Genomic DNA, 19,657 nt, shown 5'->3' on the forward strand with positions numbered 1-19,657 from the left:
AGGAAGTGCAGGGAGTGCAGGAAGTGCAGGGCTCGCAAGACAGAAACGCCACCCATGGTGACATGAGTGGCGTTTCTGTCTTGAAGGAGCATCCGCTTGCTCGAGTCGGCTTTCTTGATCCGGGCATGCGTTGATGGGAAGCCTGTCTGTCAGTGAACGGAAGGCGCATGGCGCTGGATGAGGGCGCTGACGGCAGTGGGTGGGCAGTGGCTCCAGGCATTGAAGTCGGTGACTGTCATGGGCCGCGCGAAGAGATAGCCCTGGCCGAGATTGCAGCGAGTATCGCAGAGGTAGTCGCGTTGCTGTGTCGTCTCGATGCCTTCCCCGACGACAGCGAGATTGAGTCGCTGGCCAAGCTCGACGATGGTGCGCGTGATGGCACGGGCTTCCGGGTGGCTATCGCTGCGGCCGACGAAGCACTGGTCGATCTTCAGCTCGTCAAAGGGCAGATTGTAGAGCTGCATCATCGAGGAGAAGCCGGTACCGAAGTCATCCAGTGCCAGGCGATAACCGCGCTCGCGAATGGCGTTCAGGAGATGGCGGGCGTAGGTCAGACAGTCTATGCCGCAACTTTCCGTGAGCTCCAGGGTGATCGTATGGGGGTCGACCTGATGCTGGCTGGCAAGTGCATCAAGCTTCTTCAGCATGTCACGCGAGCGCAGCAGTTGTGGGGAAAGATTGAGCGCCAGATTCAGCGTGAGGCCCTGTGATTGCCACTCCTGCTGCTGACCGAATCCCTGATTGATGACCTGCCAGGTAAGCGATTCGATGCGATTGCTGCGCTCCGCCAGGGCGATGAACTGGTTGGGCATGACCATGCCGCGCAGAGGATGCTGCCAACGCACGAGGGCCTCGGCGCCACTCAGCTGGCCACTGGCAAGATCGATCTTGGGTTGATAGACGAGATGCAGCTGCTGCTGGGCCAGGGCCTCATCCAGCTCCGCGAGCGTCAGCGGATTATGGTGTTCATCGAGATCATTGAGCATGGACGCCAGATGCTTGAGATCGAACGGCTTGCTGAGCTGTCCCAGCATGTCCAGGCCACTGCGTCGGCCCTGATTGATCATCGCCTGCATGTCGTCATCGTGACAGGCGCTCATCAGAATGATGCCCGCCTCGACATTGCGCTCACGCAGATAGCTGAGAACATCAGCGCCGGTGAAGTCCCCCAGTTCATAATCCACCAGGATGAGGTCTGCCTGCAGAGAGGAAGGGTCACAGGCGATGTCCTGCAGTCCCTCACTTTCCATGCAGCTGAATCCGAAGGTGGAAAGCAGTCCGGCGATCAGCTCACGAAAGTCCGGATCATCGTCGATGATGAGTGCATGTCGCGTCATGTGATACATCCTTGGCTGGGGGCGAGAGGACGCTCACGGTGACATTTCTCGGGGGGGAGGTGAGCGCATGTCTGAAGACTAGCAACGTCGCCACTCACAACGCGTATATCGACACATTTGGCGCCACCTTTTTACATTCATGCGCCTGGTGGGGTCGTCCGGATTCAGAGTGGCGGACGGCGGTGAGACGTCGGGACACGAGATCGATGAATGCGCGGCAGAGATGCCAGAGGCGCCCGACAGGCGCCTCTGGAAGACGGGGACGTTCTCCTGCGTAAGCCGGCTCAGCGCAGCCTGTCGCAGTTGGGCTTCTCGCCGGCGGCCCGTGCCTGCTGGTAGGTCGGCAATGCGGTCTCGAGGCGCTCGTTGAGCGCGGTCATGCGCTGCTCGTCACTGGGGTGAGTGGACATCCAGACCGGAGGCTGAGCGCCACCGGAGGCGTTCATGTTGGCCCACAGCTTGATGCTGGCACGTGGGTCAAAGCCGGCTTCGGCCATCAGGTCCAGCCCCAGCAGGTCGGCTTCGGACTCATGTGAACGCGAGAACGGCTTGAGCACGCCATATTCGGCGCCCATGCCCAGCAATCCCATGAGCTGATCACCACCGGTGCCTTCCAGCCCGGCCAGTGCCTGGGTCAGGGAAAGACCTGCGGACGTCAGGGATTGGGTCGAGACGCGCTCATTGGCATGGCGGGCCAGCACGTGGGCGATCTCATGGCCGATGACGGTCGCCAGCTGATCCTGATTCTCGGCGACTTCCAGCAGACCGGTGTTGACGCCGATGTAGCCGCCCGGCAGTGCGAAGGCATTGGCAGAGTCATCCTCGAATACCTTGACCTGCCACTCGCTGATGCCATAGCTGGCGGGCACCTTGGCGGTCACGGCATCTGCCACGCAGCTGACATAGGCATCCTGGCGGCCTTCCACCACCGGCAGCTCCTGTTGGTACTTGCTGAAGCTGGCTTCTCCCATCTTCTCCAGCTCCTGATCCGAATAGAGCGTCAATTGGCTTCGGCCCAGAGGAGAACTGGCGCAGGCACTCAGGGTGACGGACGCCGCAAGAGCCGCCAACGGGAGCAGACGGCGCAGGGCGCGGGGAGATGAGTGATCGAGCAATCCTGGCATTGAGGCCTCCTGGCAATGGTGACGATGACAACCTTCGAGTGCACGGCAAGGCGGTGCTGAACGTGCAAGAAACGTGCAGACAGCATAACCGGATAGGCGCAGTGGTGCAGTCAGCGAAATGATACGTTGCTGAGATCACAGCAACGTCAGGCCAGACGGGCTCGCCGGGCATGAGATACTGGGCGCGATCTCATGGGCCTGCCACGGCCCTTGCCCCATGTACCTGACAGGGAGTCATCATGTCACCAGAGTTTGAACACCGCCTCTCGCAGTTGCTGGACCGTCTGGAGCCGATGCTGCCGCCGACGGCTGTCGAGGTGGACTGGACACGAGACGTCGCCGCCTTGTGGACCCGCCACCCCCTGGGCGGCCGCCTGACCCCGATCGCGCCGCGTGATGCCCTGACGCTCGAGGATCTGCTCGGCATCGCCCGTCAGAAGCGCGAGCTGCTGGCCAATACCCGCGCCTTCCTGGCGGGTCGGCCGGCCAACCACGCGCTGCTGTGGGGCGCGCGTGGCACCGGCAAGTCATCGCTGGTACGTGCGCTGCTCAACACCCTGGGCAGTGAAGGCCTGCGGTTGATCCAGATAGACCGTCACGACCTGCCGGCACTGCCGGGGCTGGTCGCCGAGCTGGCACAACAGCCGCACCGCTTCATCGTCTATTGTGATGACCTGTCCTTCGAGGGTAGCGATGACGCCTACAAGGCGCTCAAGAGCGTGCTGGATGGCACCCTGACGGGCCCGCCGGAGAACGTGCTGCTGTACGCCACGTCCAACCGTCGTCATCTGCTGCCGGAGCACATGAGCGACAATCACGACACCCATATCGTCGATGGCGAGCTGCATCATGGCGATGCGGTGGAAGAGAAGATCTCGCTGTCGGACCGCTTCGGCCTGTGGCTGGCCTTCCATCCCTTCAATCAGGATGCCTACCTGGAGACCTGTCAGCACTGGGTGGAATGGCGTCTCGGCGCGGGCAGCTTCGACGAGGCGGCGCGTGCCGAGGCGTTGCGTTACGCCACTCAGCGCGGGGTGCGCAGCGGGCGTGCTGCCTGGCAGTTCGCCAATCTGTGGGCGGGACAGAAGACACTAGAGGCATGATTCTGGTGCTTGGCGATTGAGGTGCTTGAGACGACAATGCTCGCTCCATGAAAAAGCCGCCCCTGCAGTCATCTGCAGGGGCGGCTTTTTCATGGGGCAGACTAGCGGATCAGATCCGCTAGTCTGCCGTCACACAGGCGTAGTTCACGCCATCAGCGGCGTTGCTTGCGTTCCTTGCGGGCTTCCTTGGTGCGCGCCAGTGAACGCTCTTTCGCGCGCTCGCGGTCATCGCTGCCCTGGGCGCCGTCGAAGGGGTTGTCGCCTGAGCGGAACTCAAAGCGCATCGGCGTGCCCTTGACCTTGAGCACCTTGCGGAAGGTGTTGGTCAGATAGCGCTTGTAGGCTTCCGGCAGCTTGTTGGTCTGGTTGCCGTGCACCACGATCAGCGGCGGATTGGCGCCGCCCTGGTGCGCCATGCGCAGCTTGATGCGACGGCCGTTGACCATCGGCGGCTGGTGCGCCTGAGTGGCATCCTGCAGCAGGGTGGTCAGGCGCTTGGTCGACCAGCGGGCCACGGCACTCTCGAAGGCGCGGTCGATGGACGGGTAGAGGTCACCCACCGCCGTACCGTGCAGTGCGGAGATGAAGTGCAGGTCGGCGTAGTCGGCAAAGCCCAGGCGACGCTTGATCTCGGAACGCATCTTCTCCTTGGCTTCGCTTTCCAGGCCATCCCACTTGTTGACCACCAGCACCAGAGCGCGACCGCTGGTCAGCACGAAGTCCAGCAGGTGGAGATCCTGCTCGACCAGTCCCTGACGGGCATCGAGCACCATCACGGCGACGTTGCACTTCTTGATCGCTTCCAGGGTCTTGATGATGGAGAACTTCTCCACCACTTCGCGCACGTTCTTGCGGCGACGGATCCCCGCGGTATCGACCAGCAGATACGGCTTGCCACGACGCTCGAAGGGAATCTCCACGGCGTCGGTGGTGGTGCCGGCCTGATCAAAGACGACCACGCGCTCCTCGCCCAGCAGGCGGTTGACCAGCGTCGACTTGCCGACATTCGGGCGACCGATGATGCCGATGCGCACGCCGCGGTCATCCAGCTCCGGATGCAGGTCCTCGTCTTCGCCTTCCTCGACTTCCGGGTAGGGCGAGAGCACCTCTTCCAATAACGTGGTGACGTTGCGGCCATGCTCGGCGGCGATGGCGCGCGGGTCACCCAGACCCAGGGTCCAGAAGTCGGACTTGCCGATTTCCTCGTCCATGCCGTCGGTCTTGTTGACCACCAGCCAGGTCTTCTTCTGGTTGATGCGCAGGTGGTTGGCGATGGCTTCATCGGCCATGTTCAGGCCGGCGCGCGCGTCGACCATGAACAGCACGATGTCGGCCTCATCGATGGCGGCCAGCGACTGGCCCGCCATCATCAGGTCGATACCTTCCTCGTCACCGCTGATGCCGCCGGTGTCGATGACGGTGTAGGGCTTGCCACCGACCTTGCCGGTGCCGTACTTGCGGTCACGGGTCAGGCCCGGGAAGTCGGCGACCAGGGCATCACGGGTCTTGGTGAGGCGATTGAATAGCGTCGACTTGCCGACATTCGGGCGGCCGACCAGGGCGATCACGGGGTTCATGAAATCTCACAGCATTCGCAGGGATAGCATCGATGCCGGCCCCGGGCGGTCTGCTTCGAACCATGACGGCTGGAAAGCACCTTGTGCAGGCAGGGCGATAGCGATGATATCGGACTTGGGTCACTGAAGGGCGTCGTCGGCAGGCGCCTGACGAGGCGTGTCTCCAGTATGGCCCGCAGAGTGGGCCTTGGCACTCTCTGCGGAAATGATCTCGTGGCTGAGTTCAGCGAATCTGCCGACACCTTGGCGCGTCAGCCGACTCGTGTGGTCAGCGGGGGCGGTATTCTAGCACTGCGAGCATGACGCTACCAATGGCGTAGACGGCATTGCGTGCCCACAACGCATCAACGGCAGCACTGGGGCTGCCGTTGATGCGTTGCAGAGGCTTCCCGACCGGACTCAGGGAGCTTCGAGATCCAGTGCGGTCAGCTCGCCATCATTGGTGTAGACGAAGATGCGCTTGCCTTCGGTGAGCGGCGTGATGCTGATGCCGTCGCCACCGACGTCGTAGCGGCCAGCCATTTCCCCACTCTGGGCATCGATCAGGTGCACGTAGCCTTCATAATCTCCCACCACCAGCTTGCCATCGATGAAGGCGGGTGAGGTCAGCCAGCGACCCTCGAGGTCTTCCGATTTCCACAGCACGTTGCCGGTGTTGGCATCCATCGCCAGGATGTGGCTGGCGTTGTCGATGCTGAACAGGTAGTCACCCACGACGATCGGTGTCAGGTAGCTGGAGGAAGGCTTGTCCCACAGCGGCTCGCCATTGCGAGCATCCAGCGCGATCAGACGGCCGTTGTAGCTGGTGACGTACAGGCGACCGTCACGGGTCAGCACCGGCTGGCCATCCAGATCCACCAGCTGGTCCACTTCGGTACGCCCGGAGGGCACCGCGACCCGCAGGTCCCACAGCTCCTGACCCGAGCGGTTGTCCAGGGTCACGAGCTTGCCATTGGCGAAGCCGGCGAAGGTGACCGGCTGGATGACGCGCGGTGCGCCGGTGCCGCGCAGCGTCAACGCGGGGATGGTCGCGGAATAGACCCACTGTTCCTCGCCGGTGAAGCGATCCAGTGCGGTCACGCTGCCATCGACGCTCTGCACCACGATCAGCTCCTCGTTGTACTGAGGTGCGGCCAGCACTTCGCTGGAGACTCGCGTGCTCCATTCGATGCTGCCGTCCTGCTGGTCAATGGCGCTGACCTTGCCATCGCGGGTACCGACATACAGACGAGACGGGTCGGCATTCAATGCACTGGTGATGCCGGCCGGCAGGGTGATCTGCCAGACCTCGTCGCCGGTCTTGGCATCGAAGGCTTCCAGCTCACCCTCTTCTGCCGCCACGAACAGCCGGTCATTGGCCACGATGGGGGCCAGCGGGTAGTGAGCGCGACCCAGGCCGTTGCCGACCGATTCGCTCCAGGCGGAATCCAGCGCCACCGTGGCATCGAAGTCGACGAGTTCCTTGGGGGCATACTCTGGCTGGGCACTGCTGGCGCAACCGGCCAACAGGCTGACGGTCAGCAGTGACACAGGCAGCGACAGGCGGTGATTCAGTTTCATGACGGGCTCTCCACGGCGAGGTCGGCGAGTTTCAGATCCAGCCCGTAGACCGGCTGGCCGCTCTGCTCGGACAGGCGGCTGGCTTCTTGATAGGCCGCGACGGCTTCATCACGCTTGCCTTGTGCCACCAGTGCATCCCCGCGCACGGCGGCGGCCTGTGCCGCGAGGGTCGTGGGCGGGTTCTCCAGCAGGCTCAAGGCCTTGTCCTGCTCGCCGAGCTCCACATGGAGTCGGGCCAGACGCAGGCTGGCCAGCCCCTTGAGATAGCTGTCGGCGTCGCTGTCCACCACGCTCTGCAGTGCCTTGGCGGCAGCGTCGAGGTCATCGGCCTTCACCGACATGCTGGCATCCAGCAGATGGGCCATCTGGGTATAGAGACTGTCGGCGTGCTCGCTTTCCAGCTCACTGATCAGGTTGCGTGCCCGCTGGACACCCGCATCTTCCAGCGTGGGCTGACTGACGAGGCTGATCAGCTGCTGATAGCGCATGGAGGCTGCCTCGGACTGACTGGCCTCGTAATTCTGCCAGGCCTTGAAGGCAAAGATGCCGGCACCGGCCAGCACGACACCGGCGATCAGTGACTTGCCGTTCTCGCTCCACCAGCGCTTGATGGCCTCAAGCTGTTCTTCTTCGCTTCTGAGCTCTTCCGCCACGGGCGGTCTCCTTGACCTGGCCGGTACGCCGGCACATGCATTCGGGAGGCGGGGCGCACTGGCCCCGCCGGATATTCACTGGCTGTCTCAGGCGCTGAAGACACTCGCGAGACGCTCGCCGAGGGCGCGCTGATTCAGGGTTTCCTGATCACGCTCCTCGCGCAGGAACTTGAGTCCCACGGTCCCTTCGATGACTTCATTCTCACCGAGAATCAATGCCACGCGTGCGCCGCTCTTGTCGGCCTTCTTCATCTGGCTCTTGAAGCTGCCGCCGCCGCAATGCAGCACGAGGCGCAGGTCGGGCAGGGCGCTGCGCAGATCTTCGGCCAGACGCATGGATTCGGCTTCGGCCTGCTCGCCCATCGACATCAGATAGACATCGACGGTCTCACGCACGGCCTCCGGGACCAGTTCCAGTGTCTCGAGCAGCAGGATCAGGCGCTCGACACCCATGGCGAAGCCGACCGCCGGTACCGGCTTGCCACCCAGCTGTTCGAACAGGCTGTCATAGCGGCCACCGGCACACACGGTGCCCTGGCTGCCCAGTGCGGTGGTGGTCCACTCGAACACGCTGCGCGAATAGTAATCCAGGCCACGTACCAGGCGCGGATTGATGACGTACTGGATGCCCGCCGCATCGAGACGTGCCTTGAGGCCCTCGAAGTGCACGCGGGAAGCTTCATCCAGGTGATCGCCGAGACGCGGCGCGGCATCGACGACGGCGGCCATGTCCGGGTTCTTGGTATCGAGAATGCGCAGCGGATTGCTGTGCAGGCGACGCTTGGCGTCCTCGTCGAGCACATCCAGATGCTGCTCGAAGTATTCGATCAGCAGGTCACGATAGGCAGCACGTGCTTCCAGGCTACCCAGTGAGTTCAGTTCGAGCGTGACGTGCTCCAGCAGGCCCAGCTGACGCCACAGGCGTGCCGAGATCAGGATCATCTCGGCATCGATGTCCGGGCCATCCATGCCGTAGGCTTCGACACCCACCTGATGGAACTGACGATAACGGCCTTTCTGCGGGCGCTCGTGGCGGAACATGGGGCCGGCATACCACAGGCGCTGGATCTGGTTGTGGACCAGACCGTTCTCCATCGCCATGCGCACGCAGCTGGCCGTGCCTTCCGGCCGCAGGGTCAGGCTGTCGCCGTTGCGATCCTCGAAGGTGTACATCTCCTTCTCGACGATGTCGGTCACCTCGCCGATGGAGCGCTTGAACAGCGCCGTCTGCTCGACGATGGGCGTGCGAATCTCGCGATAGCCGTACTGGCCCATCAGGGTCTGCACCTGGCGTTCGAAGTATTGCCATACCGGTGAGTGGTCCGGCAGCAGGTCGTTCATGCCACGGATGGCCTGGATCTTGGTGCTCAACGTTCTCTCCTGAATCCTTGCGCATCTCCCCGCGGCAGCGGCATGCAACAGCATGACGTCAGGCGGGGAGACGAAGGCGCATCGTGATGATGCGCAAGCCGACTGAGACGTGCTCAGCCCTGGCGGATGATGGTATCGGCCTCACGGGCCTCTTTTTCGGCGACCTTGTCTCGAATCAGACGTTCCAGGTCATCGACGAGCGTGTCGTTGGTCAGCTTGCTGGCCGGCTTGCCGTCCAGATAGACCAGATTCGCCGGGCTGCCGCCGGTCAGACCGACATCGGTCTCCTTGGCTTCACCGGGGCCGTTGACGACACAGCCGATCACCGAGACGTTCAGCGGCGTCAGCACGTCCTCGAGGCGATTCTCCAGCTCGTTCATGGTCTTGATGACGTCGAAGTTCTGACGTGAGCAGCTGGGGCAGGCAATGAAGTTGATGCCCTTGGCACGCAGCTTGAGACTCTTGAGCATGTCGAAGCCGACCTTGATCTCCTCGACCGGGTCCGCGGCCAGCGAGACACGAATGGTGTCGCCGATGCCGTCCATCAGCAGCATACCGAGGCCGATGGAGGATTTCACGGTACCGGAACGCAGACCGCCGGCTTCGGTGATCCCCAGGTGCAGCGGCTGTTCGATGCGCGTGGCCAGATCGCGATAGGCGGCGACGGCCATGAAGATGTCGCTGGCCTTGACGCTGACCTTGTATTCCTGGAAATCAAGGCGATCGAGGTGATCGATGTGGCGCATGGCGGATTCGACCAGCGCGGCCGGCGTCGGTTCGCCGTATTTCTTCTGGAGGTCCTTTTCCAGGGAGCCTGCGTTGACGCCGATGCGGATCGGGATACCGTTGTCACGTGCGGCACTGACCACGGCACGCACACGGTCTTCACGGCCGATGTTGCCCGGGTTGATGCGCAGGCAATCCACGCCGAGCTCGGCGACGCGCAGGGCGATCTTGTAGTCGAAGTGGATATCGGCCACCAGCGGGATGTTGCTCTGCTGCTTGATGCGACCGAAGGCTTCAGCGGCATCCATGTCCGGCACGCTGACACGCACGATATCGGCACCGGCATCCTCGAGGCGCTTGATCTGCGCGACGGTGGCGGCGACATCGTTGGTGTCGGTATTGGTCATGCTCTGCACGGAAATCGGTGCATCGCCGCCGACGGCGACGTTGCCGACATGAATCTTGCGCGAGACGCGGCGCTTGATGGGGGAGTGACTATGCATGGGATTCCGGATCATTCACCGAGTGTGAGTTTGGCGACGGTGCCGCGTGTGGCGCTTTTCAGATCAACCGGCTCGTTCATGTATTCAAGGACGACGCCCGCAGATTTGCCGATGGTGAGCTTGAAAGGCGGCTTGCCTTCCAGCGTCTTGCTGCTGCCTGGCGGGTTGGTGCCGTAAAGCAGTTTCTTGCCATCAGCATCACGGATATCGGTCCAGGAATCCGTATTGAAGGTCAGTGTCAGCTTGCGCGGGTCAGCGGCAGGGGCAGGGGCAGGGGCGGTAGCTTCCTGTACCGCTTGCGGTTCTGTCGTGTCCTCTGCGCCGGCAGCCGCGGTGTCGCTTGCGGTGTCCGCCGCGAGGCTGGCATCCGCCGGCGTGGTGCCGGTTTCGCTGACGTCGCCGCCAGTCGTGGCCGGAGTCGCCCCGGGTGTCGTCGCGACGGATTCGCCGGCGCTGGCCTCCCCGGCATCGTCAGTGGCAGGCGCTGCTGCCGTCTGGGAGAGGGTCAGCTCGATCGAGCCATCGGCATTGACGACCGGTGAGCCATCGTCGGTCGCGCCTTCGCTGAGGGGGGCGGCGTCGGACGTCTCTGACGGTGAGGTGCGTCCATAGTCTCCACTCTGCCACCAGACGTAGCTGAGGCCGATCAGTCCGGCGATGACCAGCAGGCTGACGAGTCGAAACAGGTACTTGCCCAGCTTGCCGGGCGGGCGCACCGAGGGGCTCATCGCAGGAGGATGGCGCTCCACCTCGGTGGTGCCGAACTGGGCATTGTACTGGCCGACGACCGCTTTCTCATCCATGCCCAGCAAGCGGGCATAGGCGCGCAGGTAACCGCGGCGGTAGGCCGCGATGGGGATCTGGTCGTAGTGGTCGCGTTCCAGGTCATCGACCAGACTGGGGCGCAGGTTGAGCTGTGTTGCCACTTCATCACGTGACAGCCCCTGATGCTCCCGCTCAGCCTTGAGAAGCTTGCCAGGCAGTGTGTCGCTGACGGACATGTCAGGGGAGGGCTGATGTTCGCTCATGGCGCATCCTTGTAGGGAAGAACGGACGACCGGATACCTGTCCGGGTACTCTTCCGGTATTGCTGTGAACAGTTACTGTAAACAACTGCTGTGAACGATGGTCGTGAAAACGGGTGACTGCCAACAGGAGTGACCATCCGCTCCGGCTGTCGAGCTGACATGCCACGACGGTGACGTGACCTCGTCGGCGATGGCAAGCCGTCATGCCATGTTGACGTCGGCACTATACCAAGGCCGGGCCAGAATTTTCACCGGCATTTCGGTCTTCCGGTGCCTCAACGAAGCAACCTGTCGCCGAGTGACGCCCGGTGAGCCGGGCGCGCAGGGCGTTTCCCGCGTCACGCCACGCCCGAGCCCCGGTTTCATGGTGTGCGGATGACCGCGCGTCCGGCCTCGCGTGTTCTGATCTGCTCCAGCTGTCGGCCGTAGAGGTCCGCCAGACGTGCATCACCGCGTGCCACGGCGACATCCACGGCCAGTTCCAGACTGTCACTGTCGGTGCCGTTCAGTCGGAAATATCGGCTCAGCGCCTGCTGGGCAGCGTCATCGTCACCGGCTTCATGTTCCATGCGCGCCTTGGCGAGCCACGCCTCGGCTTCCCGCGGGTTGATCTTGACGGCACGATCGAAGTTCGCCCGTGCCTCGCTCGTCTTGCCCAGCTGCAGCTGACAGCGCCCCAGGTTGGTGTAGAGCTGGCCGCGGTTATCATAGGTCAGATCCTGCGTGGCTTTTTCCAGCTGCTCGCAGGCGGCGACGTATTCCCCGCGCGAGTACAGGAATGCCGCATAGTTGTTGCGTGCCCGCGTGAACGAGGGGTCACTGGCGATGGACTGCTTGAAGTAGTCATCTGCCAGCACGTTCTCGCCCTGACGCTGATAGATCATCGCCAGCCCGGCCTTGGCTTCGGCATTCCCCTGCTGCAGCTTGAGTGCCTTCTGGAAGGCATTGTCCGCGCGTTGCAACTGATTACGACTCAGATAGGCCTCGCCAAGTTCCACATAGGCCGTCGATGCCTTGTTGTCATCGGGGGCCGCGTAAGGGTCATTGGTTTCCACGCGCGTCGCGCAGCCCGACAGGGTCAGGCCGGCAAGACTCAGGCACAGCAGCATGCCGCGAACTCGCGCCGTGGCGCCGCGGCGGGAAAAGCGATGAAGTGGCAGACGACTCGACATGCAATCCTCGCGAGATAAGGCTCGTGATCTGCCTGCGGGCGAGGATCGCTGCAGGCAACAGAAGCGCCTCCATCAAAGCGCTGCACTCCAGACAAGTCAAGGCGGGTTTGTCAGGCAGGGCGGTGGGGGTCGTCACAGTCGCGCGGCAGGCATCCCCATGGGCCATTTGCGGCTTCCCCGCGCGAAAACGCCAGCCATGAAAAGCTCATGGCTGGCGCTGGGAGTCACCGTGGTGGCCTCAGGTATCTGGCCCCGACAAGTGCTCTGGCTCAGTCGGCGTCGAGCTGGATGGCGTTGATGTAACGCTCGGCGCGACGGGTGCGGTCCTTGACCTGACCGACCAGCTGGCCACAGGCGGCGTCGATGTCATCGCCACGTGTCGCGCGCACCGGGGCGGTGTAGCCCAGCTCATAGAGACGCTGCTGGAAGCGCATCACCTGATTGCGTGACGGCTTCTCGTAACCGGAATGCGGGAACGGGTTGAACGGGATCAGGTTGATCTTGCACGGCAGCTCGTCGAGCAGCGCGGCCAGTTCCTCGGCGTGCTGGATCTGGTCGTTGACGTCCTTGATCAGGGTGTACTCGATGGTGACGATACGCGCGTCGTCACACTTGGCCAGGTAGCGATGGCAGGAGTCGAGCAGCGCGCGGATGTTCCACTTGCGGTTGATCGGCACCAGCACGTTGCGCAGTTCATCGTTGGCCGCGTGCAGCGAGATCGCCAGGCTGACGTCCATCTCGTCGCCGAGCTGGTCCAGCTTGGGCACCACACCGGAGGTGGAGAGGGTGACGCGACGCTTGGACAGGCCATAGGCGTTGTCGTCCAGCATCAGCTTCATTGCCGGCACGACGTTGTCGTAGTTCATCAGCGGCTCGCCCATGCCCATCATCACCACGTTGGTGACTGGACGCTTGCGGGTGTCCTTGCGGTCTTCGGCGCCACGGGTGGCGACCCACACCTGGCCGATGATCTCGGCGGCGGTCAGGTCACGCTCGAAGCCCTGCTTGCCGGTGGAGCAGAAGCTGCAGTCCAGCGAGCAGCCGACCTGGGAAGACACGCACAGGGTGCGACGATTGCCGTTCTCGGACGGAATCAGCACGGTCTCGACATAGCTGCCGTCGCTGACTTCCAGTACCCACTTGCGGGTACCGTCCTTGGACTCGCCTTCATAGACGATGCCCGGCGCGCGAATCTCGGCGACCTGCTTGAGGCGTTCGCGCAGGGGCTTGGCGAGATTGGTCATCTCGTCGAAGCTGTCGACGCCTTCCTGGTGAATCCATTTCATCACCTGGGTGGCGCGGAATTTCTTCTCGCCGATGCTCTCGAAGAAGGCTTCCATCGCCGGGCGCGGCAGGCCAAGCAGGTTGGTGAGCTTCACGTCGGCAGGTGCCGCGGCATCGGTAGCGGTTGCAGTGGTATCAGTCATGGTCTCGGGCCGGTCGTGTCAGGGATGGGCAGGCGTCAGCCACAAGGATAGACGTCTGCAGGGTGGCGCTGTCAGCGGAGGTGGCGATGAATCGCGGACCTCAATGGACACTCGCAGTCAGGCAATGGGCAGGGAATGGCCGCACGGCACTGGCGGAGGTAGCTGCAGGGCTTCAAGAAAAGCGTATCGGACCTGCTCAAGCGTCGAATCTGCTTCAGGGAATGCAGGTTGGCGCACGACGCTTCAGCACGTCCGATACCACGACGGCCCCGCCACGCAGGCAGGGCCGTCGAGTCATGCACGGCTGGTGATATCACGCCCGCAAGGGACAGACATCATCAGGCGCACAAGGCGAAATCAACCGCGCGGGCAGATTTCGTTGTCGCCGAAGAAGTAGGCGATTTCGCGAGCAGCGGATTCCGGCGCGTCAGAACCGTGAACGGCGTTGGCGTCGATGGAAGTGGCGAAGTCTGCACGGATGGTGCCAGCTTCTGCTTCCTTCGGGTTGGTAGCGCCCATCAGGTCGCGGTTCTTTGTGATGGCGTCTTCGCCTTCCAGCACCTGGATCATGACCGGGCCGGAGGTCATGAAGCCGACCAGCTCACCGAAGAAGCCACGTTCGCTGTGCTCAGCGTAGAAGCCTTCGGCCTGTTCCTTGGACAGGTGAACCATCTTGGAAGCGACGATCTGCAGACCGGCCTTCTCGAAGCGAGAGTAGATCTCGCCGATCACGTTCTTGGCGACGGCGTCCGGCTTGATGATGGACAGAGTACGCTGGGTCATGGTGAATCTCCTGAGACAAGCTTTGAAGAGCCGCACGGCCTGGGGCCTTGCGGCGGAAAAAGGGCTCTGTCGACGCAGGGCTCGACAAAAGTGGGCGGCATTATAGCTGCTCGCGTCATCCACTGCATCCATCATGCGGATACTGGATGACGCGCGGATGGCAGGCGTCTTGTCTGCAATGACGCTCTACGCGCTGAGCCAGCTCTATACGCTGATGCTGGATCTACACGCTGAGCCAGGTCTACACGCTGAGCCAGGTCTACACGCTGAGCCAGGTCTACACGCTGAAGCTCTCGCCACAACCACACTCGTCCTTGACGTTGGGGTTGTTGAAGCGGAAGTAGCGGTTCAGACCGTCCTTGACGTAGTCCACTTCGGAGCCGTCGAGCACGGCCAGCGCTTCGCTGTCGACATAGACAGTCGCGCCGTGATCGACGAAGACGACATCTTCCTCGTTGGCCTCATCGGCGAAGTCGAGCACGTAGCTGTAGCCGGAGCAGCCGCTGGGCTTGACCGAGACGCGCAGGCCAAGGCCGTGGCCGCGCTCGGCCAGCACGACACGGATCTGGTCGGCGGCGGAGGGGGAAATCGACAGGTGTGCCATGAGCAGTCTCCCGGGTCAGGCGCGCAGCGAGGTCAGGGCATGCCTGAGCTCGCCGAGCGCGGATTCAATGTCGGCGGCGGTGGTGAAGCGTCCGAAGCTGAAGCGCAGTGACGCCAGCGCCAGTGGACGGGGCACCCCGATGCCGGTGAGTACGAAGGACGGTTCGACACTGGCGGAATTGCAGGCCGAACCGGTGGAAATCGCGATGCCGCGCAGTGCCATCAGCATCGCCTCACCGTCCACGCCTTCGAAGGCGAGGTTGAGGATGCCGGGGGCGCTGACGTCTATATCGGTATTGAAATGCACGCCTTCAAGGCCGGATAGTCCGGCGACGAATTGCTGGCGCAGCGCGATCAGGTGCTGGTGGTCGGCATCGAACTGTTCGGCGCACAGGCGGTAGGCCTCGCCCATGCCGACGATCTGATGGGTGGGCAGGGTGCCGGAGCGCATGCCGCGCTCATGCCCGCCGCCGTGGATCAGGGCCTCTACCTTGATCTGCGGCTGACGTCGCACGTACAGCGCGCCAACCCCCTTGGGGCCGTAGGCCTTGTGCGCGGACAGCGACAGCATGTCGATGGGCTGTCGGCTGACATCGAGCTGCACCTTGCCGGGAGCCTGGGCGGCATCGACATGGAAGGCCGCGCCATGCGAGCGGGCGATATCGCCGAGGGCATCGAGATCATTCAGGCTGCCCAGCTCATTGTTCACTGCCATCAGCGATACCAGGATCGTGTCGGCGCGCAGAGCGTCACGCAGGCTCTGGGGGCTGATGCGGCCATCCGGCTGCGGTGCGATACGCGTGACCTCGAAGCCCTCGGCTTCCAGCGCACTGGCGGTATCCAGAATCGCCTTGTGCTCGATGGTCGAGGTGATCAGGTGACGCCCACGCTCGGCATTGGCGCGCATGTAGCCGGTCAGCGCCAGGTTGTCGGCTTCGGTGGCACCGCTGGTCCAGACGATCTCGCGCGGGTCGGCGCCGATGGCGTCGGCTACCTGACGACGCGCGCCCTCGACCGCCTGCTCGGCCAGCCAGCCCGGCATGTGACTGCGCGAGGCCGGGTTGGCGAAGGTGCCGTCCTGCGTCAGGTGACGCATCATCAGCTCGGCGACGCGTGGGTCGACGGGCGTGGTGGCAGCATAGTCAAGGTAGATCGGCTGGGGCATGGTGACTTCCTGAAGACATGACGAACGGGTTCAGCTGCCGGGCATGACGGTGATCGGTGTCGGCTCGCAGGCCTTGCGCTGACGACTGGCAATCTGGCGAACCTCCTCACGTGCGACCAGGTCCGCCAGGCTGATGCCATCGAGAAAGCCATGGATCTCATCGGACAGGTCACACCACAGATGGTGCGTGAGGCAGGTGTCGCCTGCCTGACAGTCCGAGAGTCCCTGGCAACGGGTGGCATCCACCGATTCATTCACGGCATCGATGATGCGTGCCACGGAGGTGCTTTCCAGCTCGACGTCCAGCAAGTAGCCACCACCCGGGCCGCGTACGCTCTTGACCAGCCCGGCACGGCGCAGGCGAGCGAACAGCTGCTCGAGATAGGACAGGGAAATGCCTTGGCGCACGGAGATGTCGGCAAGGCAGGTCGGACCACAACTGGCATGAAGCGCCAGATCGAGCATCGCGGTGACGGCGTAGCGTCCCTTGGTGGTCAGGCGCATGGCGGAACTCGTGAGCTGGTGGAGCGAATGGCATCGGCGACAGGGCCGCAGTGTCGGCGCCGTCTGCAGGCAGACGGCGCATCAGACTGTCCATTATGGTGAGACGCGGCGAGGGGGTCAATCCCGACTGATTTGGTCAACTTTATCCGTGCTGGCGCTCGGACTCGCCATGACCGGAGGCGCTGGGTGTGGCGTCGGCTTCGCGGGTAACCGGCCGGGCCTGCGGACGCTTGTCCGCGGGCTCACCACCACAGGGCCCCAGCTCATCGATCAGCTGCGCGAAATCGGCGTCGTCCAGCTCGGGAAGGTGGCCGGCGCGATAGCTGGCATCCAGCTTGCGCAGCGTGCCGCACATCTGTTCGATCCGCTTGTCCACCGCATGCATGTGATCGAGCATCGCGTGCATGGAGCGCGCGACCGGGTCGGGCATGTCCTGGCCCATGCCGTAGGCATCGAAGCCGAACTTCTCCTTCATGGCTTCGCGGCTTTCCGGATCGACGGGCGGCTCCTCCGCCACGTCCGGTTCGGCGCGCTTGACGATCTTGCCGGGAATCCCGACCACGGTGGCACCGGCCGGGACTTCGCGTGTGACCACGGCGTTGGAGCCGACCTTGGCCCCGGCGCCGACCGTGAACGGGCCGAGAATCTTGGCGCCGGCCCCGACGATGACGCCATCGCCGAGGGTCGGGTGACGCTTGCCGGCATTCCAGGTGGTGCCGCCGAGGGTGACGCCGTGATAGAGGGTCACGTCATCACCGATCAGCGCCGTCTCGCCGATCACGACGCCCATGCCGTGGTCGATGAAGAAGCGGCGTCCGATGGTGGCACCGGGATGGATCTCGATGCCCGTCAGCCAGCGCATCAGGGTCGAACCGGTGCGCGCCAGCCACTTGGCGTTGTGACGCCACAACCAATGATTGATGCGATGCGCCAGCAGAGCGTGCAGACCCGGATAGTTGGTCAGGACTTCAAAGAAATTGCGTGCCGCCGGGTCGCGAGCAAAGACGCTGTTGATGTCTTCACGCAGTCGAGTGAACATGGCGTGTCCTCAAAGAGTGCGGTTTGCCGCGTCGGTCTGTGCCAGGCGGACCTGCTTGTCGACTGACGAGAGAATCCCGCGCAGGATGTTGATTTCCATGCTGTCGGGGCGGGCGCGCAGGTACAGTCTGCGCAGGCGTGCCATCAGCTGGCGCGGTTGTTCCGGGTCCAGGAAATCGATGCTGATCAGCGTCTTTTCCAGATGCTCGAACAGGCGCTCGAGGTCTGCGTGGCTGGCCAACGGACTGTCCCAGTCGATGCCGAATGGCTGGTCATCCTCGGCCCGCGGGGTCTCGCCGGCGGCTTCCTGATCAGCCAGCCATCCCTGGCGGCACTCGTAGGCCAGCACCTGCACGGCCGCGGCCAGATTCAGCGAGCTGAAGTCCGGATTGGTCGGGATGTGGACGTGACGATGGCAGCGCTGCAGCTCTTCATTGGAGAGCCCGGAGTCCTCGCGCCCGAACACGATGGCCACGCGGGCCTCCGGCAGGCGGGTCTCATCGGCCAGGGTGGCGCCGAAGGCGCGCGGCGTGATCATCGGCCATGGCAGATTGCGGGAGCGTGCGCTGCACCCGACCACCAGACTGCAGTCCGCCACGGCCTCTTCCAGCGTCTCATGCACGTGGGCATTGGCGACCAGAGTATCGGCGCCGGAGGCGCGTGAGGCGGACTCCTGACATTGCACCTGACAGCGCGGCGCGACCAGAGCGAGGTCGGCCAGACCCATGTTGAGCATGGCGCGGGCTGCACCACCGATGTTGCCGGGATGGCTGGTACCGATCAGGACAATGCGCAGACGTTCAAGCATGAGGACTTCCAGAATAGCGATTGAAGGGCGGGGCAATCGACGCGGCCCGGACACCGGGCAGGGCGGGACGTGCGTCAGGACCCGATATCCTAGCATGAAGCCGGCGCGGGGAGCAGTCAGGCGCTGACCGATCAGGCCGGCTCTCTTCGCCGAAGGTCGGGGATGGCGATGGCAGCCGGGCGTCGCATCTGCTAGACTTCGCCGTCCTGTTGTAGCGTATTCGCTCTCCTGCATTGCCGACCCTCGTGTCCGGCAGGTGCCATGAGCGTGGCCGTTGCACCCGCTGGCAGATTCCCGGGCCAGCTGCGTTACACACCGTTCTTTAACAGCTTCCGACTCGTCAAGGCCTTGATCATGCATCCGATGGTCCAATTTGCGCTGCGTGCTGCACGCGGCGCCGCAGAGCAGTTCGTCCGTGTTCGTGAACGTATCGAAGTCGCGCGCAACGACAACGATCTCGATACCTTCATCGCTGACACCGCACGCCGCGCCGAAGCGCACATCGTGCGTCAGCTGGAACGCGGCTATCCGCAGCACGGCCTCTCCGGCCGTTACACCGACCATCGTGATGGCGAAGGCCAGGGCGCTGACTACCACTGGCGCATCGAGCCGGTGCACGGGTATTCCAACCTGGCATCCGCCTCTTCCGGCTTCGCGCTATCCGTGGTCTGCCTGTTCAAGGGGCGTGCCGAGCACGCCGTGGTCATCGCGCCGTTCACCGACGAAGAGTACATCGTCAGCCGTGGTCGTGGCGCCCAGCATTCCGGTCACCGTATCCGCGTGACCAATGCCACCTCCATCGAAGGTGCGCGTCTGGCGATGGGTCTGCCGGAAAGCTGGCAGCGTCCGCGTCACCTGGCCACCTACCTGTCCATCGTCCAGCAGGTCGGCCCGCAGCTCGATACCCTGCGTGCCAATGGCTGTGCACTGCTGGATGTGCTCGAACTGGCCGCCGGCCGTGTCGATGCCGTCTACGTGCTGGGTCTGGAAGCCGGTGACAGCGAGATCGTCAGCCTGTTCCTGAAGGAATGTGGCGCACTGGCCGGCAGCGCCGATGGTACGCCGGTTGTCGTGGCGGAAGGCACGCTGATGGCCGCGGGTGCCCGCCTGTACAAGGCGCTGGCGCAGACCATGCAGCCGCACCTGTAAGATGCCGTGATTCGCAGTCCTGCCAG

18 protein-coding genes are annotated in these 19,657 nt (G+C 63.5%); 2 read left to right on the forward strand and 16 right to left on the reverse strand.

What is annotated here, in order from left to right:
- Positions 1-149 precede the first annotated feature (149 nt).
- Both BFX80_RS02685 and BFX80_RS02690 read right to left on the reverse strand, forming a co-directional pair.
- Entirely contained in the window at positions 150-1,337 is a 1,188-nt protein-coding gene (locus BFX80_RS02685; protein WP_164850252.1) for an EAL domain-containing response regulator, read from the reverse strand.
- A gap of 284 nt (positions 1,338-1,621) precedes the next feature.
- Positions 1,622-2,461, reverse strand: a complete 840-nt coding sequence (locus BFX80_RS02690) for a M48 family metallopeptidase (RefSeq protein WP_170877501.1) — start codon at positions 2,459-2,461, stop codon at positions 1,622-1,624.
- Between the two features lie 239 nt (positions 2,462-2,700).
- Between BFX80_RS02690 and BFX80_RS02695 the strand changes: the two genes are divergently transcribed.
- Complete coding sequence (locus BFX80_RS02695) at positions 2,701-3,564, forward strand: ATP-binding protein (protein ID WP_077380076.1); 864 nt, start codon at positions 2,701-2,703, stop codon at positions 3,562-3,564.
- A 152-nt stretch (positions 3,565-3,716) separates the two neighbouring features.
- On the opposite strand, the gene der is transcribed toward BFX80_RS02695, so the two are convergent.
- The 14 genes from der to BFX80_RS02765 form a co-directional block, all read right to left on the reverse strand.
- On the reverse strand, positions 3,717-5,141 hold the full coding sequence (gene der, locus BFX80_RS02700) for a ribosome biogenesis GTPase Der (RefSeq protein ID WP_077380074.1): 1,425 nt from the start codon (positions 5,139-5,141) through the stop codon (positions 3,717-3,719).
- 399 nt (positions 5,142-5,540) lie between these two features.
- Entirely contained in the window at positions 5,541-6,701 is a 1,161-nt protein-coding gene (gene bamB, locus BFX80_RS02705; RefSeq protein WP_077380072.1) for an outer membrane protein assembly factor BamB, read from the reverse strand.
- Positions 6,698-7,354, reverse strand: coding sequence for a YfgM family protein (locus BFX80_RS02710; RefSeq protein ID WP_084207900.1), 657 nt, complete (start codon positions 7,352-7,354; stop codon positions 6,698-6,700). Before BFX80_RS02710 ends, bamB begins: the two co-directional genes overlap by 4 nt.
- Before the next feature lie 87 nt (positions 7,355-7,441).
- Entirely contained in the window at positions 7,442-8,725 is a 1,284-nt protein-coding gene (gene hisS, locus BFX80_RS02715) for a histidine--tRNA ligase (protein WP_127734456.1), read from the reverse strand.
- A 113-nt stretch (positions 8,726-8,838) separates the two neighbouring features.
- Positions 8,839-9,954: a flavodoxin-dependent (E)-4-hydroxy-3-methylbut-2-enyl-diphosphate synthase gene (ispG, locus tag BFX80_RS02720; protein ID WP_077380065.1), complete on the reverse strand. Its 1,116-nt coding sequence runs from the start codon at positions 9,952-9,954 to the stop codon at positions 8,839-8,841.
- 11 nt (positions 9,955-9,965) lie between these two features.
- Positions 9,966-10,982 (reverse strand): RodZ domain-containing protein, encoded by a 1,017-nt coding sequence (locus BFX80_RS02725; protein WP_084207902.1) that lies wholly within the window; start codon positions 10,980-10,982, stop codon positions 9,966-9,968.
- 362 nt (positions 10,983-11,344) lie between these two features.
- The gene (gene pilW, locus BFX80_RS02730; RefSeq protein ID WP_077380061.1) at positions 11,345-12,154 is read right to left on the reverse strand and encodes a type IV pilus biogenesis/stability protein PilW; all 810 of its coding nucleotides are present in this window, start codon (positions 12,152-12,154) and stop codon (positions 11,345-11,347) included.
- Positions 12,155-12,423: 269 nt separating this feature from the next.
- The gene (gene rlmN / locus BFX80_RS02735) at positions 12,424-13,581 is read right to left on the reverse strand and encodes a 23S rRNA (adenine(2503)-C(2))-methyltransferase RlmN (RefSeq protein WP_077380059.1); all 1,158 of its coding nucleotides are present in this window, start codon (positions 13,579-13,581) and stop codon (positions 12,424-12,426) included.
- A 357-nt stretch (positions 13,582-13,938) separates the two neighbouring features.
- Complete coding sequence (ndk, locus tag BFX80_RS02740; RefSeq protein ID WP_043333812.1) at positions 13,939-14,364, reverse strand: nucleoside-diphosphate kinase; 426 nt, start codon at positions 14,362-14,364, stop codon at positions 13,939-13,941.
- A 277-nt stretch (positions 14,365-14,641) separates the two neighbouring features.
- Positions 14,642-14,968 (reverse strand): HesB/IscA family protein, encoded by a 327-nt coding sequence (locus tag BFX80_RS02745; protein ID WP_077380057.1) that lies wholly within the window; start codon positions 14,966-14,968, stop codon positions 14,642-14,644.
- 15 nt (positions 14,969-14,983) lie between these two features.
- Positions 14,984-16,132 carry an aminotransferase class V-fold PLP-dependent enzyme gene (locus BFX80_RS02750; protein ID WP_084207903.1) on the reverse strand — a complete coding sequence of 383 codons (1,149 nt, stop codon included), beginning with the start codon at positions 16,130-16,132 and terminating at the stop codon, positions 14,984-14,986.
- A 30-nt stretch (positions 16,133-16,162) separates the two neighbouring features.
- A complete protein-coding gene (gene iscR, locus BFX80_RS02755; RefSeq protein ID WP_077380053.1) occupies positions 16,163-16,636 on the reverse strand; it encodes a Fe-S cluster assembly transcriptional regulator IscR in 474 nt (157 codons plus the stop codon).
- A gap of 142 nt (positions 16,637-16,778) precedes the next feature.
- Positions 16,779-17,675 (reverse strand): serine O-acetyltransferase, encoded by an 897-nt coding sequence (gene cysE / locus BFX80_RS02760; protein ID WP_077380051.1) that lies wholly within the window; start codon positions 17,673-17,675, stop codon positions 16,779-16,781.
- Positions 17,676-17,684: 9 nt separating this feature from the next.
- Positions 17,685-18,482, reverse strand: a complete 798-nt coding sequence (locus BFX80_RS02765; protein WP_084207904.1) for an RNA methyltransferase — start codon at positions 18,480-18,482, stop codon at positions 17,685-17,687.
- Between the two features lie 354 nt (positions 18,483-18,836).
- On the opposite strand from BFX80_RS02765, the gene BFX80_RS02770 reads away from it, so the two are divergent.
- On the forward strand, positions 18,837-19,631 hold the full coding sequence (locus tag BFX80_RS02770) for an inositol monophosphatase family protein (protein ID WP_077380047.1): 795 nt from the start codon (positions 18,837-18,839) through the stop codon (positions 19,629-19,631).
- The last annotated feature ends 26 nt before the right edge of the window (positions 19,632-19,657 follow it).

The sequence above is a fragment of the Cobetia marina genome (assembly GCF_001720485.1).
GTDB lineage: Bacteria > Pseudomonadota > Gammaproteobacteria > Pseudomonadales > Halomonadaceae > Cobetia > Cobetia marina.

Bases quoted from the DNA above. Each gene is read 5' to 3' on its own strand.
- BFX80_RS02685 (WP_164850252.1), bottom strand. From the start codon at position 1,337: ATGACGCGACATGCACTCATCATCGACGATGATCCGGACTTTCGTGAG.
- BFX80_RS02690 (WP_170877501.1), bottom strand. From the start codon at position 2,461: ATGCCAGGATTGCTCGATCACTCATCTCCCCGCGCCCTGCGCCGTCTG.
- BFX80_RS02695 (WP_077380076.1), top strand. From the start codon at position 2,701: ATGTCACCAGAGTTTGAACACCGCCTCTCGCAGTTGCTGGACCGTCTG.
- der (WP_077380074.1), bottom strand. From the start codon at position 5,141: ATGAACCCCGTGATCGCCCTGGTCGGCCGCCCGAATGTCGGCAAGTCG.
- bamB (WP_077380072.1), bottom strand. From the start codon at position 6,701: ATGAAACTGAATCACCGCCTGTCGCTGCCTGTGTCACTGCTGACCGTC.
- ispG (WP_077380065.1), bottom strand. From the start codon at position 9,954: ATGCATAGTCACTCCCCCATCAAGCGCCGCGTCTCGCGCAAGATTCAT.
- BFX80_RS02725 (WP_084207902.1), bottom strand. From the start codon at position 10,982: ATGAGCGAACATCAGCCCTCCCCTGACATGTCCGTCAGCGACACACTG.
- pilW (WP_077380061.1), bottom strand. From the start codon at position 12,154: ATGTCGAGTCGTCTGCCACTTCATCGCTTTTCCCGCCGCGGCGCCACG.
- rlmN (WP_077380059.1), bottom strand. From the start codon at position 13,581: ATGACTGATACCACTGCAACCGCTACCGATGCCGCGGCACCTGCCGAC.
- ndk (WP_043333812.1), bottom strand. From the start codon at position 14,364: ATGACCCAGCGTACTCTGTCCATCATCAAGCCGGACGCCGTCGCCAAG.
- BFX80_RS02745 (WP_077380057.1), bottom strand. From the start codon at position 14,968: ATGGCACACCTGTCGATTTCCCCCTCCGCCGCCGACCAGATCCGTGTC.
- BFX80_RS02750 (WP_084207903.1), bottom strand. From the start codon at position 16,132: ATGCCCCAGCCGATCTACCTTGACTATGCTGCCACCACGCCCGTCGAC.
- iscR (WP_077380053.1), bottom strand. From the start codon at position 16,636: ATGCGCCTGACCACCAAGGGACGCTACGCCGTCACCGCGATGCTCGAT.
- cysE (WP_077380051.1), bottom strand. From the start codon at position 17,675: ATGTTCACTCGACTGCGTGAAGACATCAACAGCGTCTTTGCTCGCGAC.
- BFX80_RS02765 (WP_084207904.1), bottom strand. From the start codon at position 18,482: ATGCTTGAACGTCTGCGCATTGTCCTGATCGGTACCAGCCATCCCGGC.
- BFX80_RS02770 (WP_077380047.1), top strand. From the start codon at position 18,837: ATGCATCCGATGGTCCAATTTGCGCTGCGTGCTGCACGCGGCGCCGCA.